This window comes from Streptomyces sp. R28 (assembly GCF_041052385.1).
Classification (GTDB): Bacteria; Actinomycetota; Actinomycetes; order Streptomycetales; family Streptomycetaceae; genus Streptomyces.
In genome coordinates this window covers 7994044-8011849 of sequence record NZ_CP163439.1, presented here as the reverse complement: position 1 = coordinate 8011849, position 17806 = coordinate 7994044, and the positions used below count along the sequence as shown (strand labels likewise).

Genomic DNA, 17806 nt, shown 5'->3' with positions numbered 1-17806 from the left:
CGAGTCACCTGCCGAACCTGTTGTCGATGAAGTCGAACAGCTCGTCGTCTGAGGCTGTGTCGAGGGTGTTGCTCACGTCGTCCGTCGTCACCGCTTGTCCGCGCGCCTCGTTCCACTTGGCCACGAGCGCGTTCAGCCGGGCGGTGACCTCGGCCAGCGGCTCATCGTCGGCCGTGTCCAGGGAGGTGAACGCAGCCTCCAGCTGGTCGAGTTCGGCGAGCACCGAGCGGGTCGCGGCCTTCGCCGGAGCGGCCTCGCCCAGGATGTGCTCGGCGAGCACCATCGGGGTGGGGTAGTCGAAGACCAGCGTCGCGGGCAGCCGCAGGCCGGTCTCGGCGTTGAGCCGGTTGCGCAGTTCGACGGCGGTGAGCGAGTCGAAGCCCATCTCCGTGAAGGCGTCATGGGGTTTGACGTCTGCGCCCCGAGCGTGGCCCAGCACCTCGGCCACTCGGTCGCACACCAACTGGAGGGTGAGCCGCTCTCGTTCGGCGTCGGGCAGCGGACGCAGCCGGTCGACGAATGATCCGCCGCCGCCCTCGGAACCGGAGCGCCCGTCGGCCGCGCGCGGGGCCGACCTGCGGATCAGCGAGCGGAACATGACCGGCAGCGGCTTGCCCGCCGACTGCCGCCGCAGCGCGGCGAAGTCCAGCCGGACGGGGACGAGCACGGCTTCCGGCAGCGCACCGGCGGCGTCGAAGAGTTCGATGCCCTGCTCGGCCGAGAGCGGCGGAACACCGGACCTGGCCATGCGCTGTGCCTCGGCGTCATCGAGGCGCCCGAGCATGCCACTCTCCGCCCACGGACCCCAGGCCAGCGACTGACCCACAAGCCCTTCACCACGCCGCACCTCCGCCAGCGCGTCCAGGAACGCGTTCGCCGCCGCGTAGTTCGCCTGACCCGCACCACCGAACACACCCGCCGCCGACGAGAACAGCACAAACAGCGACAGGTCCAAGTCGCGCGTCAACTCGTGCAGATGCCAGGCCGCATCCACCTTCGGACGCAACACCGCGTCCAGGCGTTGCGGGGTGAGGGAGGAGAGGATGCCGTCGTCCAGGACACCCGCCGTGTGTACGACACCCACCAGCGGGTGCTCGGCGGGCACGGCGTCCAGCACCGCCGCCAGAGCGTCACGATCGGCCACATCACACGCGGCCACCCGCACCCCGGCACCCAGCTCCTCCAACTCCGCCACCAACTCAGCGCTGCCTGGGGCCTGTTCACCGCGCCGGGACAGCAAGAGCAGGTGGCGTACGCCGCGCTCCGTCACCAGATGCCGGGCCACCAGACCACCCAGCGCACCACTGGCACCCGTCACCAGGACCGTGCCCTGACCGTCGAGATCGCGCACCGGCCGCTCGGCGGAAACAACGGCCCGCGCCAGCCGCGGCACGAACACCTCACCGCGCCGGATCGCCAACTGCGGCTCACCCGAAGCCACCGCCGCGGACAGCACCGCCCGTGATGCCGCATCGCCTTCGAGCTCCACGGCCAGGTCCGGGGCGAGATCGGCGAGGACGAAACGGTCGGGGTTCTCCGTCTGCGCCGAACGCAGCAGACCCCACACCGCCGCCTGCACCGGATCCGGCACCTCGGCGTCGTTGCAGGCCACCGCACCCCGCGTCACGACCACCAGCCGCGCCTGCCCGAACTGCTCGTCCGCCAGCCAGCCCTGCACCAACTCCAAGGCACGACCAGCCACTTCATGCGTCCGTGCAACCACGTCGCCCGCGACATCCGCACTCAGATACTCGACCCGCACCCCAGACTCGCCCGAGCCCGAGCGCGAGCCCGCATCCGCATCCGCATCCGCAGGCACAGCCAGCGCCGACCACTCCACCCGGAACAACGCATCCCGAGCCACACCACCGCTACCCGCACCCTGCAACTGCTCAGCAGTCACCGGACGCAACGCCAACGACTCCACCGACGCCACATGCGCACCCGAGCCATCAGCCAACAGCAACGACACACCCGAACCCGAGCGCACGATCCGCACCCGCAACACCCGCGCACCCACCGCGGACAACGACACCCCCGACCACGCGAACGGCAGACCCGGCGAACCACCCTCGTCAGCCTGGAATCCCGCATCCGAGACGGCCATCGTGTGCAAGGCAGCGTCAAAGAGCGCCGGGTGCAGACCGAATCCGCCAGTCTCAAGGCCGTCGGGGAGGGACACCTCCGTGAACAGCTCATCGCCGCGCCTCCATGCAGCGCGCAGCCCCTGGAACGCCGGCCCGTAGTCGAGCCCTTGAGCCGCCAGGCGGTCGTACACATCGGCCGTCTCCAACTCGACGGCATCACGCGGGGGCCACACCTCAAGCCCCTCACCCGCGCCCACGGCCCCGGCCTCGACCGAAAGCACACCTTCCGCGTGCCGCGTCCATTCGGCACGCGGGTCGTCGGAGGGGCGCGAGTACACGGTCAGCGCCCGGCGTCCGCTCTCGTCACCGGGAGCGCCCACCACGAGTTGCACCTGAGTGTCGATCCGCTCCGACAGCACCAGCGGCGCTTCCAACGTCAGCTCGTCCAGCGATCCGCACTCGACGTACTCGCCGGCGTGCAGCGCCAGATCCACAAGTGCCGTACCGGGCAACAAGATCGAGCCCTTGACAAGGTGATCGGCGAGCCACGGGTACCTGGCGGGCGACAGGAGCCCGGTGAACACCACACCCGCGCCCCCGGCCAGCGGAACCGCCGCACCCAGCAGCGGATGCTCGTCCGGACTCTGCCCAAGACCACTTGCGTCGCCGTCGTACGTACGGTCATCCGTCAGCCAGTAGCCCTGATGCTGGAAGGCGTATGTGGGCAGGTCGACGCGGCGGGCGCCGGTGCCTGCGTAGTAGGCCGTCCAGTCAACTGCTTTGCCGCGTACGTGCAGTTGAGCGAGGGCGGTGAGCAGGGTCTCCGGCTCCTCGCGGTTCTTGCGGAGGGCGGGTACGAAGGTGAGCTCCTCGGCGCCGGAGCCGGATGTGACGCAGTCCTGGGCCATCGCGGAGAGGACTCCGTCGGGGCCCAGCTCCAGGAACCTGGTCACGCCTTCCGCTTCCAGGGTGCGGATGCCGTCCAGGAAACGGACGGCCTTACGGACATGACGGACCCAGTACTCCGGGTCCTGGAGTTCAGCCGATGTCAGGACCGTGCCGGTCACGTCGGAGACGATGGCGACCTCGGGCGCGTTGAAGGTCAGTCCCTGCGCCACGGCACGGAAGTCGTCGAGCATCGCGTCCATACGCGGCGAGTGGAACGCATGGCTCACACGCAAGCGCTTGGTCTTACGACCCTCACCCTCGAAGTACGCGGCAATGGCAAGCACCGCGTCCTCATCGCCCGAAATCACCGTGGAACGCGGGCCGTTGAGCGCGGCGATGGACACGCCGTCGCCCAGCAGCGGCAGGACCTCGTCCTCCGCCGCCTGCAACGACACCATCGCCCCGCCGGCCGGAAGCGCCTGCATCAGACGACCCCGCGCCGCCACGAGAGCAGCAGCGTCCTCCAGGGACAGCACGCCGGCCACGTACGCAGCCGACAACTCACCAATCGAGTGGCCCAGCAGGAAGTCGGGCTTCACACCCCACGACGTCACCAGCTCAAACAGCGCGACTTCCAGAGCGAACAGACCCGCCTGCGTGAACTGCGTCTGATCCAACAGCTCACCACCGTCGAAGACGACCTCACGCAGGGACTGGTCCAAGTGGCGGTCCAGCTCCGCACACACCGCGTCGAACGCGTCCGCGAAGACGGGATACGCCTTGTACAACTCCCGTCCCATACCGGCCCGTTGTGATCCTTGGCCTGAGAACAGCACACCCGCCTTGCCGGGCGACACCGAACCCACGGCCACCTGCTCGCCGCCGATCAGCACCGCCCGGTGCTCCAGCACCGCACGCGTCGTAGCCAGCGAGAAACCGACATCCACGGGAGACAGTTCGGGACGCTCGGCGACGAACGACCTCAGCCGCTCCACCTGCCCCGCCAGCCCCGCCTCCGACTTCGCCGACACCACCCACGGCACCACCGGCAACACCACCGGCCCCACAACCGGCTCCGGCTCCTCAACCTCCGGCGCCTGCTCCAGCAGCACATGCGCATTCGTACCGCTGATACCGAACGACGAGACACCCGCACGACGCGGCTCACCCGTCTCCGGCCACTCCACCGGCTCCGTCAAGAGCTCAACCGCCCCCGCCGACCAGTCGACCTGAGGCGTCGGCTCATCCACGTGCAGCGTCCGCGGCAACACACCGTGCCGCATCGCCATGACCATCTTGATGATCCCGGCGACACCCGCAGCCGCCTGCGTGTGACCAATGTTCGACTTCACCGAACCCAGCCACAGCGGACGCCCCTCAGAACGACCCTGACCGTACGTCGCGAGCAACGCCTGCGCCTCGATCGGGTCACCCAGCGTCGTACCCGTACCATGCGCCTCCACCGCGTCCACCTGCGACGCCTGCAGACCCGCACTAGCCAACGCCGCCCGGATGACACGCTGCTGCGACGGACCATTCGGAGCCGTCAGGCCATTCGACGCGCCATCCTGATTCACCGCACTGCCCCGCACCACCGCGAGGACCCGGTGACCCTTGGCGCGCGCGTCCGAGAGCCGCTCCACCAGGAGCATGCCGACGCCCTCGCCCCAGCCGGTGCCGTCGGCTCCGGCCGCGAACGACTTGCAGCGACCGTCCGCCGCGAGACCACGCTGACGCGAGAACTCCACAAAGGTGCCTGGCGTCGCCATGACCGTCACGCCGCCCGCGAGCGCCATCGTGCATTCGCCCTTGCGCAGCGCCTGGATCGCCCAGTGCAGCGCGACCAGCGACGACGAGCACGCCGTATCCACCGTCACCGCCGGACCCTCAAGGCCCAGCGTGTAGGAGACGCGGCCCGAGACGACACTGCCGGAGTTCCCGATGCCGAGGTACCCCTCGACGTCGTCCGGTGCCGTCCTCAGCCTGGACGCGTAGTCGTGGTACATCACGCCGGCGAACACTCCGGTGCTGCTGCCGCGCAGCGAGGCCGGGTCGATCCCCGCGGACTCGATGGCCTCCCACGACCCTTCGAGCAGGAGCCGCTGCTGCGGGTCCATCGCCAGCGCCTCACGCGGGCTGATCCCGAAGAAGCCCGCATCGAACTGCGGGGCGTCGTACAGGAACCCGCCCTCGGTGGCGTACGACGTGCCCACCTGGCTCGGATCGCTGTCGAACAGCCCTGAGACGTCCCATCCCCGGTCGGTCGGGAATCCGGAGATCCCGTCCCCTCCCGAGGCCACCAGCCGCCAGAGGTCATCCGGGCCGGCTGTCGCTCCCGGGTAGCGGCAGCTCATGCCCACGATCGCGATCGGCTCGTCGTCCGCTGCCGCCACCGCCGCACCGACAGCCGTCTCGCCGGCGGTTCCCAGCGCCTCGGCCAGCACGAAGTCAGCCAGCGCCGCAGGGGTCGGGTAGTCGAAGACCAACGTGGCCGGCAGGCGCAGGCCGGTCGCCGACACGAGCCTGTTCCGCAGTTCGAGCGCCGTGAGCGAGTCGAAGCCCAGCTCCTTGAACGCCTGCCCCGCCGCGATCACGTCCCCGGACACATGGCCGAGCACGGTCGCGACCTGCGCCCTCACCATCTCGTCGACCAAGTCGGCCCGTTCGCTCGGGTGCACCGCCGCGAGACGCTCCGCAAGCGTCGATCCGCTGCCACCGGCACTGGCCGTGCGCCGCCGGTTGCCCTGCGCGAGGCTCCGCAACAGTGCGGGCAACGTGCCCGTGCCGGCGCGCCGACGCAGTGCAGGGACGTCCAGCTTGACGGTCAGGAGGGCCGCCTGCTCCATTCCGTGGGTCGCGTCGAACAGGGCGAGGCCGTCTGCGGGGACCAGCGGCACCACGCCGTCCCGTGCCATGCGCTGCAGGTCGGCGTCATCGAGCCGGCCCAGCATGCCGCCCTCGGCCCACGGACCCCAGGCCAGCGACTGACCCGCAAGCCCTTCACCACACCGGACCTCAGCCAGCGCATCCAGGAACGCGTTCGCCGCCGCGTAGTTCGCCTGACCCGCACCACCGAACACACCCGCCGCAGAGGAGAACAACACGAACAGCGACAGATCCAAGTCGCGCGTCAACTCGTGCAGATGCCAGGCCGCATCCACCTTCGGACGCAACACCGCGTCCAGGCGTTGCGGGGTGAGGGAGGAGAGGATGCCGTCGTCCAGGACACCCGCCGTGTGTACGACACCCACCAGCGGATGCTCGGCGGGCACGGCGTCCAGCACCGCCGCCAGGGCGTCGCGGTCGGCTACGTCACACGCGGCCACCCGCACCGCGGCTCCCAGCTCCTCCAGCTCCGCCACCAACTCACGGCTACCTGGAGCCTGTTCACCGCGCCGAGACACCAGCAGCAGGTGACCTACGCCGCGCTCCGTCACCAGATGCCGAGCCACCAGACCACCCAGCGCACCACCCGCACCCGTCACCAGGACCGTGCCCTGACCGTCGAGATCGCGCACCGGCCGCTCGGCGGAAACAACCACCCGCGCCAGCCGCGGCACGAACACCTCACCGCGCCGGATCGCCAACTGCGGCTCACCCGAAGCCACCGCCGCGGACAGCACCGCCCGCGACGGCTCACCCTCATCCGCATCGAGGTCGGCGAGGACGAAACGGTCGGGGTTCTCCGTCTGCGCCGGACGCAGCAGACCCCACACCGCCGCCTGCACCGGATCCGGCACCTCAGCCCCGTCACAGGCCACCGCACCCCGCGTCACCACCACCAGCCGCGCCTGACCAGCCGACTCATCCGCCAGCCAGCCCTGCACCAACTCCAAGGCACGACCAGCCACTTCATGCGCCCGCGCAACCACATCACCCGCGACATCCGCACTCAGATACTCGACCCGCACCCCAGACTCGCCCGAGCCCGAGCGCGAACCCGCATCCGCATCCGCATCCGCAGGCACAGCCAGCGCCGACCACTCCACCCGGAACAACGCATCCCGAGCCACACCACCGCTACCCGCACCCTGCAACTGCTCAGCAGTCACCGGACGCAACGCCAACGACTCCACCGACGCCACATGCGCACCCGAGCCATCAGCCAACAGCAACGACACACCCGAACCCGAGCGCACGATCCGCACCCGCAACACCCGCGCACCCACCGCGGACAACGACACCCCCGACCACGCGAACGGCAGACCCGGCGAACCACCCTCGACCGCATCCGGTCCGCCATCGACGGCGAGCCCGATCGCATGCAACGCCGAGTCCAACAGCGCCGGGTGCACACCGAACCCGTCTACGTCCGTCCCCTCGGGCAGAGCGACCTCGGCATAGACGTCGTCACCCTGCCGCCACACCGACCGCAGCCCCTGGAACAGCGGCCCATAGCCGAGACCTTGATCCGCCAGACGGTCGTACACATCAGCCGTCTCCAACTCGACGGCATCACGCGGGGGCCACACCTCAAGCCCCTCACCCACGCCCACGGCCCCGGCCGACAGCACACCCCGGGCATGACACACCCACTCGCCCTCGGCATCATCAGCCGGCCGCGAATGCACACTCACCCCACGACGACCATCCACACCCGCCGCCGCCACCGACAACTGAACCGACACCCCGCCACGCTCAGGCACCACCAACGGCGCCTCCAGCGTCAGCTCCTCAAGCCCCCCACAACCAACCCTCTCCCCCGCAAACAACGCCAGATCCACAAACGCCGTACCCGGCAACAACACCGAACCCAACACCACATGATCCGCAAGCCACGCATGCGACTGAAGAGAGAGCTGACCGGCGAACAGCCAGCCGTCCCCGTCCGCGAGCGAGACCACCGCGTCCAGCAGCGCGTGCTCCACAAGCCGCGCCCCGAACCCCGTACCGTCAACGGCATCCGCAGGAAGGGACTTCAGCCAGTAGCGCTCATGCTGGAAGGCGTAAGTAGGCAGGTCGACCCGTTGCGCACCGCTGCCGGCGTAGTACGCCGACCAGTCAACTCCCATGCCCCGTACGTACAGTTCGGCCAGCGCCGCGACCAGCGAACCCGGCTCCTCACGGTCCTTCCGGAGCACGGGCACAAAAGCAAGCCCCTCACCGGAATCGGAAGTGACACACTCCTGCCCCATCGCAGACAGCACGCCATCCGGACCCAGCTCCAGGAACGCGGTCACGCCCGCGGACTCCAGCGTGCGGATGCCGTCCAGGAAACGGACGGCCTCGCGGACGTGGCGGACCCAGTACTCCGGGTCCTGGATCTCCTCCGCCGACAGGACCTCGCCGGTCACGTCCGAGACGATCGACAGCTGCGGGGCGTTGAAGGTCAGGCCTTCGGCCACGGCACGGAAGTCGTCGAGCATCCCGTCCATACGCGGCGAGTGGAACGCATGGCTCACGCGCAGGCGCATGGTCTTACGACCCTCGGCCTGGAAGTGCGCGGCGATCCGGAGGACCTCCGCCTCGTCGCCCGAAATCACCGTGGAGCGCAGGCCGTTGAGCGCGGCGATGGACACGCCATCGACCAGGAGCGGCAGGACCTCGTCCTCCGCCGCCTGCAACGACACCATCGCCCCGTCCGTCGGGAGCGCCTGCATCAGACGACCCCGCGCCGCCACGAGAGCAGCAGCGTCTTCAAGGGACAGCACACCGGCGACGTACGCAGCCGACAACTCACCAATCGAGTGCCCGAGCAGGAAGTCCGGCTTCGCACCCCACGACGTCACCAGCTCAAACAGCGCAACCTCAAGCGCGAACAGCCCGGCCTGCGTGAACTGCGTCTGATCCAGCAGCTCACCCTCACCGAACACCACCTCACGAAGAGGCCGCTCCAGATGACGGTCCAACTCCGCACACACCGCATCAAACGCATCCGCGAAGACGGGATACGCCTCATACAACTCCCGACCCATGCCCGCCCGTTGCGAACCCTGCCCCGAGAACAGCACACCCGTCTTACCGGGCGACACCGACCCCTCCACGACCCGCTCGCCGATCAGCACCGCACGGTGCTCCAGCACCGCACGCGTCGTCACCAGCGAGAACCCGACATCCACCGGCGACAACTCAGCCCCGCCCGGACGCTCGGCGACGAACGACCGCAGCCGATCCACCTGCCCCGCCAGCCCCGCCTCCGACTTCGCCGACACCACCCACGGCACCACCGGCACCACCACCGGACCCGCAACCGCCTCCGGCTCCTCAACCTCCGGCGCCTGCTCCAGCACCACATGCGCATTCGTGCCGCTGACGCCGAACGACGAGACGCCCGCACGACGCGGCGCACCCGTCTCCGGCCACGCCATCGACTCCGTCAGGAGCTCGACGGCCCCGGCAGACCAGTCGACCTGAGGCGTCGGCTGGTCAACGTGCAGGGTCTGGGGCAGAACTCCCGCCCGCATCGCCATGACCATCTTGATGACGCCCGCGACACCCGCGGCCGCCTGCGTGTGACCGATGTTCGACTTCACCGAGCCGAGCCACAACGGACGCCCCTCGGGGCGCTCCTGGCCGTACGTCGCGAGCAGCGCCTGCGCCTCGATCGGGTCACCCAGCGTCGTACCCGTACCGTGCGCCTCCACCGCATCGACGTCCGCCGCCGACAGACCCGCACTCGCCAACGCCGCCCGGATGACACGCTGCTGCGACGGACCATTCGGAGCCGTCAGACCATTCGACGCACCATCCTGATTCACCGCACTGCCCCGCACCACCGCAAGAACCCGGTGACCCTTGGCACGCGCGTCCGAGAGCCGCTCCACCAGGAGCACGCCCACGCCCTCGGACCAGCCCGTGCCGTCCGCCGCCTCCGCGAACGACTTGCAGCGGCCGTCCGAGGCGAGGCCGCGCTGGCGGCTGAAGTCCACGAACGTGCCGGGGGTGGCCATCACCGTCACGCCGCCGGCCAGCGCCATCGTGCATTCGCCCTTGCGCAGCGACTGCACCGCCAGGTGCAGGCTCACCAGGGACGACGAGCACGCCGTGTCGACCGTCACGGCGGGGCCCTCGAGCCCGAAGGCGTAGGCCACGCGGCCGGAGACGACACTGCCCGAGTTGCCCACGCCGATGAACGCCTCGACGCCGTCGGGCACGGAACCGAGCCGGGCCGCGTAGTCGTGGTACATCAAGCCCGCGAAGACGCCCGTACGGCTGCCGCGCAGCGACGTCGGGTCGATGCCCGCACGCTCGAACGCCTCCCAGGACGCCTCCAGGAGCAGCCGCTGCTGCGGGTCCATGGCCAGGGCTTCGCGCGGCGAGATGCCGAAGAAGCCGGCGTCGAAGTCGCCTGCCCCATAGAGGAATCCGCCTTCTTCGGTGGCCGACTTGCCGTCCTGGCCCGCGTCGGCCTCGTAGAGACCGCCGAGGTTCCAGCCGCGGTCGTCCGGGAATCCGGAGACGCCGTCGGTGCCGGTGGAGACGAGCTGCCAGAGGTCCTCGGGGCTGGTCACGCCTCCCGGGTAGCGGCAGCTCATCCCCACGATGGCGATGGGCTGCTGTTGCTCGGCCTCCATGTCGCGCAGGCGCTGTCGCGCGCGGCGCAGATCCGCGGTCGTCCTCTTCAGGTAATCACGGAGCTTCTCTTCTTTGTCCACTCAACCCAACCCGTCGCGGCGGTCAGCAGGTGAATATCGGCCCACCATCAAACGGTCCGTCAACGAGCCTCAATTCGTCATCGATGGGCACCAATGAGCGTCATTGAGCTCGGTCCCGTGAAGTGGCACAACTGGCGAGTTCCGACCGGAATACCTGAGTGGTTTCTTCGGTGAATTCGCAGCACCGCGCACTCCGAAATGATCCTCCCTACTCGGGGAATCTACGGGTGGCGCATCGAACCGGACAACCCCTAGGGGGTTGCCGCAGCCCCCTAGCCGGGAACCCCGAACCCGGAGTGCGTACCCCGGGCCAGGAGGAGTGCGCCGCGCAGGGACGAGAGCCCGCCAAGGGCGGCGGCGCGTACGGGGGCGAGCTGGTGGCCGGGCCTGGTGAGGGCGGTCGCGGCGGCTGCCACCCGGTCGGTGAATCCGGGCAGGCCGTCGGCGAATCCGCCGCCGATCAGGGCCAGGGAGGGGTGCGCGAGTTCGTTGAGGTTGACGACGGCGACGGCCAGGGCGGCACAGGATTCCTGTACCGCGGCGGCGGCCCAGGGTTCGTCGTCGCGCAGGCCCTGCCTGAGGTCGTCGAAGGTCGTGGCGGTGCCGCGCAGTCGGGCCGCTCTGCGCAGGGTGGCCGGGCCGGAGGCGATGGCCTGTACGCAGCCTCGGCGGCCGCAGTCGCAGCGCGGTCCCGCGCTGTCGACGATCATGTGGCCGACTTCGCAGGAGCCGCGGTCCGGGCCGGGGCAGGGCCGGCCGCCGACGACCATGCCGCCGCCGATGCCGGTGCCGACGCCGAGGTAGACGAGGTCCCGGCAGCCGGCCGCGTCGGCCTCGGCGAGGGCGGCGAGGTCCCCGTCGTCGGCCCAGGTGACCCTGCTCCCGGGGAACAGGGGGTGGAGCGCGCCGCGCAGGTCGAGTCCCGTCCAGGAGGGGCGGTTCGGCCAGGTGGTGACCCGGCCGGTTCCGTCGACGGTGGCGGGCATGGCGATGCCGACGGAGGCGACCGGCCCGTGTGTGCTGGCGAGGAGTGCGCGGACCTGCGTGGCGAGGGCGTCCAGGTCGTCGTGCGCGGTGCTTCCGGGGCGCGGCCAGGGGAACACGGCTTCCTGGGATTGCGTGCCGTTCTCGGCGCGCAGGGCGACTTTGGTGCCGCCGATGTCGATTCCCAGATATGTCATCGTGTTCTCCATGGCCCGCTTCCCTCGGCCGCTATTCGCCGGAGGTGTTTCCGACGGCGGGTACGGCGAGAATGTCGAGAGAAAGGGTGAGGTGACGGGCGGTCATGCCCTTGTCGACGGTTATGCCGAATGCGTACCTGTCGATTCGGGTGGTGGCGCGGAACCGGATTCCTTCGGCTCCGCATTCCGGCTGTTCTACGGCGAGTTCGACGGGTTGGGTCGTGGCCTTGACGGTCAGTTCTCCGCGCAGGACGTATCCGCTGCCCGTGTCCTGGACGGCGTTCGAGGCGAAGGTGATGTGGGGGTGCTTCGCGGTGTCCAGGTACTTGGGTGAGCGCACGACCTTGTCGCGGGTTCCACTGCCGGTCGTGAAGCTGTCGGCGTCGATGACGGCCGTGGCCGACGACAGGGTGGGCTCGGCATCGACGTGCACCTGGCCCGAGGCGAGGGCGAACGTTCCGGGTACGGCGCCCAGGCCGAAGAAGTGGCGTGTGGTGAAGGCGATCGTGCTGCGTCCGGCGTCGATGGTGTAGGTGCCGGGTGCGGGGGTGGTCGGCTGGTCGTCCGGGGTGTGCGGCACGTGAATCCTTTTTTTGGGGGGGGGCGGTTCGGGGTGCGATCGGTCAGCGGCGTCCGAGGGGCGTCCGCTCGGTCGTGGCTCCGTCGTTGCGCAGGTCCACGGGAAGGTCCTTTCGCCGCTTGACGTTGAGCTTCCGGTACACGCGGGTCAGGTGCTGCTCCACCGTACTTGCGGTGATGTGCAGTTTCCCGGCGATCTCGCGGTTCGTGCAGCCCATCACGGCCAGTGCGGCGACCCGCCGTTCGGAGCCGGTGAGGGAGGTGATGCCGTCGGCGCCCACGGGTGCCGTCTCGAATCCGCCGACGCCGCCGGAGGCCGCCATGAGTTCCTTGTTCAGCGGGCCTGCATTGCACAGCTTCGCCACGTGCCAGGCCCGGCGGAAGACCATGCGGGCCCGCCGGTGTTCGTCGAGTGCGTGATAGCTGCGGCAGAGATCGACCAGCACCCTGGCCTGTTCGTAGCCGTCGCCGCAGTCCTCCAGCAGGTCCAGTGCCTCCGTGAGCAGTTCGGGCTGTCTGCTGACGGGGCCGAGCGCGGCGAGGAGGCGCAGCGCCGAGCCACGGGCGCGTGGGTCGTCGGCGCCGGCCCTGGTCAGCTCGTCGTAGACGAGGCGCTTGGCCTGGTCCGGGTTGCCGAGGCGCAGCCAGGCCTCGGCGGTGCCGGTGCGCCAGGGGATGAGCGCCGACGCGTCCAGGCCCCAGGCGCGCATGAGTTCGCCGCAGGACAGGAAGTCGGCGAGGGCGGCGTGCGGGTGGTTGGTGGCGAGGTGGTAGTGGCCGCGGGCGTGGAGGTAGTGCAGTCCGTAGCGGCTGCGGAACATGGCGTCGGTCGCGGAGTGCGTGAGGCACTTCGCCGCTTCCTCGTAGTGGCCGGTTCTGGTGGTGGCGAGGACGAGGCTGCCCAGCGGCAGGCCGACGGCGACTCCCCATGCCTTGGGCGCGAGGTGGGTGAGTGCCTGTCGGGCGTGGTCGGCGCCTGCCGTCAAGTCGCCCTGTCTGATGGCTGCTTCGGCGCGCATCGCGGCCAGGATGGCGGTGCGCGCCGGGGTCTGCCGGGGGGCGGCGGGGTCGCTCAGCCGGTCGCACCAGTCGGCGGCGCTGGCGGGGCGTCCGGCGCAGATCAGTACGGACAGGGCCAGTTGGACGGCCTCTTCGGTCCAGGGGCTGCGGCGGCCGACGCCGGTCTCCGCGAGGATCTGCTCGGCGCGGTCGGCGGCGTGCTGGTCGGGGCCGCGGGTGATCAGGTCACCGAGGTCGGCGGCCGAGCGCCACCACGGGTCGCTGAGCGGGGTGAGCAGGTGGCCGATGTCGCTGCCGTGGGTGAGGGGGTGGCGGCTTCTGCGGACGAGTGGGGGGTGGGTGGCGGCCAGCCATCTTTCGATGTCGCGGGGTTCGTCGCGGGATTCGGGCCGTTGGTCGCCCGCGGTGCCCCTGAGGTGTCTGAGGACGGTCTCGGCCTCGTCGGTCCTGCCGTGCCAGAGCAGGTGCCGCAGGAGGACGAGGCGGTCGCCGTGGCCGAGCCGGCCGCTGCGGACGGCGGAGACGAGCGGGGTGAGGTGGCGTGCCGCGGCGGAGGGGCTGAGCTCCCATTCGGCCTGGGCGAGCCGTGCTCTGATGGCCGGCCTGTCCTGTTCGTCGGAGCTGGAGCGGTGGGCGAGTTTGAGGCACTCGGTGGCCAGTCGCGGGTCCTCGCCGAGCATCGCCTGCTCGGCCGCTTCCAGGAGGACGTGCACCACCCAGGGGCCGTGGGTGTGCCTGGCCTCCACGAGATGACGGGCGACGGTCATCGTGGGTGCGCCCCGGTCGTGCATCAGCTGGGCGGCGCGGCGGTGCAGGGCGAGGCGGTCCTGCGGGGAGATGTCGTCGGCGACCGCGGAGCGGGCCACGGGGTGGCGGAAGGAGCACTTGTCGATGAGGCCGGCGGCGTCCATGTCGTGCAGGGCCCGGCTGACGGTTTCCGTGTCGAGCCCCGCCAGCTGGCTCAGTTCGTCGACGCCGCCCTCTTCACCGAGCACGGCGAGGGCGCGGGCCACTTGGAGCACGGCGGGCCTGTCGCGGTACAGGCAGTTCAGCAGGGCGAGTCCGTATCCCTGGGGGCGGGGCGCGCCGGCGATGTGCTGGTCCTCGATGAGGGCGTGCAGGAGCAGGGGATTGCCGCCGCTGGCGCGGAAGAAGGCGTCGGTCTCCCCGGGCGTCGCGTCGTCCGTGTGGGCGTCGGAGGGAGGTGTCCCGGCCCTGCCGTGGAGCACCGCTGCGACGCCTTCGCGGGTGAGGGGTGCGAGGCGCAGCTGGTGGAAGTGCGGCTGGCGGCGCAGTTCGGCGCGGAACAGCGAGTGCTGCGTCTCGAAGTCCGCCTCGTCGGTGAGGACCACCAGGACGCGGGCCGAGCCGAGTCGGCGCGCGATGTAGAGGAGGCAGTGCAGGGAGGGGACGTCGGCGTGCTGGACGTCGTCGACGGCGATCAGCAGGGGTGTCTCGGCGGCGAGGTCGAGGACGGCCACGCCGAGGCCGTGGACGATGCGCACGACCGCCGCTTCGACGGCGTCGTGGTCCGGTCGGGATGGGGCGTTCGCGGTCGCCCCGTCCCTCAGCAACCGGTCCACGTGGGCGGCGAGTTCGCTCGGCAGGGCATTGCTGCGCAGCAGTTGGCTGAGTACCCCGAAGGGCAGGGACTGCTCCGCGCGCGAGCAGGTCGCGCGGAGCACGCGGACGTCCTCGGGCGCCCGGTCCGCGCACACTCTCAGGAGTTCGGTCTTGCCCGTCGTCGCCGGGCCGTTCAGGAGGACGATCTGTCCCTTCCGTCCGCGGCACTCGTCCACCAGGCGGTCCAGGTACCGCACCTGTTCGTCCCGCTCGACCAAACGCACCCGTTCACCCCTGCCACCACTGTGTGCACCGCCGGTTGTAGCTGCCCGTCACTCCGCCGGCTTGTGCGCGACGGCCATGACGTAGTCGATGCCTGCGAGTTCCTTCTTCAGCAGGTCCTGGTCGCTCCAGTTGCGGACCATTCCCTTGTAGCTGGTGGAGCTGACCTTGGCCTTGTACGAGGGGCTGGCGAGCCTGTTGACCATGAACCGGCGGTACTGCTCCCACACCCGGTCGCGGATGGAGTCGACGCGTGCCTGCTCGAAGCCGACCTCGCCGAGCTGCTTGGTGTAGGTGTCGGCGGTGTACCAGTTGGCCTCGTCATAGCTGAGGAGGATCCAGCTCAGGGCGCGTGACTTGAGTTCCTTGCGCACCACGTCGTCGTGCATGGGCAGGACGTCGGCGACGGCGAGGACGCCGCCGGGCCGCAGCACACGGAACGCCTCCTTGAAGAAGTCGCTGCGCGGGTAGAAGTGGAAGGCGGATTCGAGGGCCACCACGCGGTCGAAGGTGTTGTCGGGGAAGGGGATGTCGGTGGCGGATCCCTGCTGGAAGTCGAGCTGGTCCGCCACTCCTTCCTCGGTGGCCCTGCGGCGCGCGTGCTCGATCTGGTGGGGCGTGATGTTCAGGCCGTGGATCTTCTTGGGCCGGCGTTCACGCAGCCAGGAGAAGTCCTGGTCGCCGTAGCCGAATCCGAGGTCGAGGACGGTGTCGCCGCTCTGTATCCCGGCTGCGTCGGCCAGCTTGGTGGCCATCACCTCGGCCGCTTCGTCGAGGCTGGTGCAGCCGTCGTTCCAGTAGCCGAAGTTGCAGTACGTCGTGGTGCGCTCGACGAACTCGAAGCTCGGCGGCATGAACTGGTAGAGACGGCGGGTCCGTTCGACGGGGTCGCCCGTCGTGATCATCCGGACGAGCTTGCCGAACTGCTTCACTGCTTCCAACATCTGCGGAGCTGCCTTTCCCATGCTGTGTGGCAAGAGGGGTGATCAGGGCTGCGTGGGCCCGAGTCGGCCACGCAGATCTTCGATGAGCGCGACCAGGTCGTCGCGGTCGTGGGCGGTGCCGAAGAGGTAGAAGTCGGGGCGCACGAGCATGCCGGTCGCGGTGCCGGCGGCCGCTCCGGCGAGGTAGGGGAGGTAGACGTCGTCGAGGTCGACGACGTCGTGCTCCCCGGCCTTCTCCGGCGCCGTGCCCGCGGGCAGCACCCGCACCAGATGGGTGTCCAGGGCGTCGAGGAACGCCAGGTCCTCGGGGTCGAGGAGGAGCCGCGGATCCTCGGTGCAGAGCAGGGTGAATCCGGTGCCGACGACGTCGTCGAACAGGCCGGTCCTGCCGCCCCGTGCCACCCGTGCCTGCGGGACGAGGTTGCCGGCGCCCGGCTGGGGTGCGTGGCCGACGCCGGTGCGCAGCAGTCCGCCGGTGAGGGACTGGGCGAGGGCGGGGCCGCCCGGTGCTGCCTGGTCGCGGCCGCCGCGGGCGCGGGCCCGGGCGGCCAGCAGGAAGGCGTCGCGTCCGGCCGCCGCGGCCCGGTCGGTCTGGCAGATCACCTCGCCCAGGGCGATCGACGTCTCGATGGCCGGCCGCACGTGGGAGCTGCGTTCGACCGTGTACGTGTCGAGGAGCTGCGCGTCGGCCAGTCCGTCGAGGACGAGGTGGAGCTTCCAGGCGAGGTTGATGGCGTCGCGGAAGCCCGAGCACATGCCCTGTCCGACGAAGGGCGGCATGACGTGTGCGGCGTCGCCCGCGATGAGGAGCCGGCCCGAGCGCCACTGGTCGGCGCAGCGGGCCTGGGTGGTGTAGACGGCGTGCCGTTCCAGGGTGGCGTTGTCCGGGTTGAGGCCGAAGAGCCCGAGGGCATTCCAGACGTTGTCGATGTCGCCGAGTTCTTCGACGGTCTCGCCGGGCACGCGCATGAACTCCCAGCGTCGGTGCCCGGGGCCTGCCGAGACGGCCGTCCTGGGTCGGGCCGGGTCGCAGATCTGCAGGTTGTTGGGCTTGTACTCGCGCTTGTCGTGCGTGACGACGTCGCAGATCAGCCAGTCGTGGGCGAAGGAGTAGTCGGTCACCGTGGAGCCGATGCAGCCGCTGACGAAGCTGTTGGCGCCGTCGCAGCCGATCACCCAGCGGGCGGAGTACGTGTGCCTGGCACCGTCGGCGTCCTCGGCGACGACCTCGACCCGGTCCTCGTGCTCGGTCAGTTCCACGGCGACCTGGCCGCGGTGCACGGTGACGCCGGGGAGTTCCGCGCCGCGTGCGGCGAGCTCGGCCTCCAGTCCGGGCTGGTACATGGACGTCGACTCGGGCCAGCCCGAGGGGCTCTGTCCGGGCACGTCCATGTGGATCAGGGTCTGGCCGCGGGCGTTCTCCCACACGTACTCGCCGGTGGGTTCGCGGATGCCGTCCAGGCGGTCGGCGACGCCCGCGGCGGCGAGGATGCGGGCCGCCTCGCCGTCGTACGCGACGGCCCGGGGCATGCTGTACGGCTGCGGCCAGCGTTCGACGACCGTGACGGTGTGGCCGTGCTGGGCCAGCAGGATCGTAGCCAGCTGGCCGACGGGACCGTAACCGACGATCAGCACATCGGGGTTCACCACGTCTGTTCTCCCTGAGC

6 protein-coding genes are annotated in these 17806 nt (G+C 70.1%); all 6 read right to left on the bottom strand.

Annotated features, from left to right (window positions below; translation table 11 throughout):
* Positions 1-4 precede the first annotated feature (4 nt).
* The 6 genes from AB5J49_RS35660 to AB5J49_RS35635 all read right to left on the bottom strand — a co-directional run bounded on the left by AB5J49_RS35660 (position 5) and on the right by AB5J49_RS35635 (position 17789).
* On the bottom strand, positions 5-10570 hold the full coding sequence (locus tag AB5J49_RS35660) for a type I polyketide synthase (RefSeq protein WP_369172970.1): 10566 nt from the start codon (positions 10568-10570) through the stop codon (positions 5-7).
* A gap of 272 nt (positions 10571-10842) precedes the next feature.
* Positions 10843-11751: an ROK family protein gene (locus tag AB5J49_RS35655; RefSeq protein ID WP_369172969.1), complete on the bottom strand. Its 909-nt coding sequence runs from the start codon at positions 11749-11751 to the stop codon at positions 10843-10845.
* 31 nt (positions 11752-11782) lie between these two features.
* Entirely contained in the window at positions 11783-12331 is a 549-nt protein-coding gene (locus tag AB5J49_RS35650; RefSeq protein ID WP_369172968.1) for a YceI family protein, read from the bottom strand.
* Positions 12332-12374: 43 nt separating this feature from the next.
* A complete protein-coding gene (locus tag AB5J49_RS35645; protein WP_369172967.1) occupies positions 12375-15197 on the bottom strand; it encodes an AAA family ATPase in 2823 nt (940 codons plus the stop codon).
* 48 nt (positions 15198-15245) lie between these two features.
* Positions 15246-16139 carry a cyclopropane-fatty-acyl-phospholipid synthase family protein gene (locus tag AB5J49_RS35640; protein ID WP_369172966.1) on the bottom strand — a complete coding sequence of 298 codons (894 nt, stop codon included), beginning with the start codon at positions 16137-16139 and terminating at the stop codon, positions 15246-15248.
* A 42-nt stretch (positions 16140-16181) separates the two neighbouring features.
* On the bottom strand, positions 16182-17789 hold the full coding sequence (locus AB5J49_RS35635) for a bifunctional 3-(3-hydroxy-phenyl)propionate/3-hydroxycinnamic acid hydroxylase (protein WP_369172965.1): 1608 nt from the start codon (positions 17787-17789) through the stop codon (positions 16182-16184).
* Between the last annotated feature and the right edge of the window lie 17 nt (positions 17790-17806).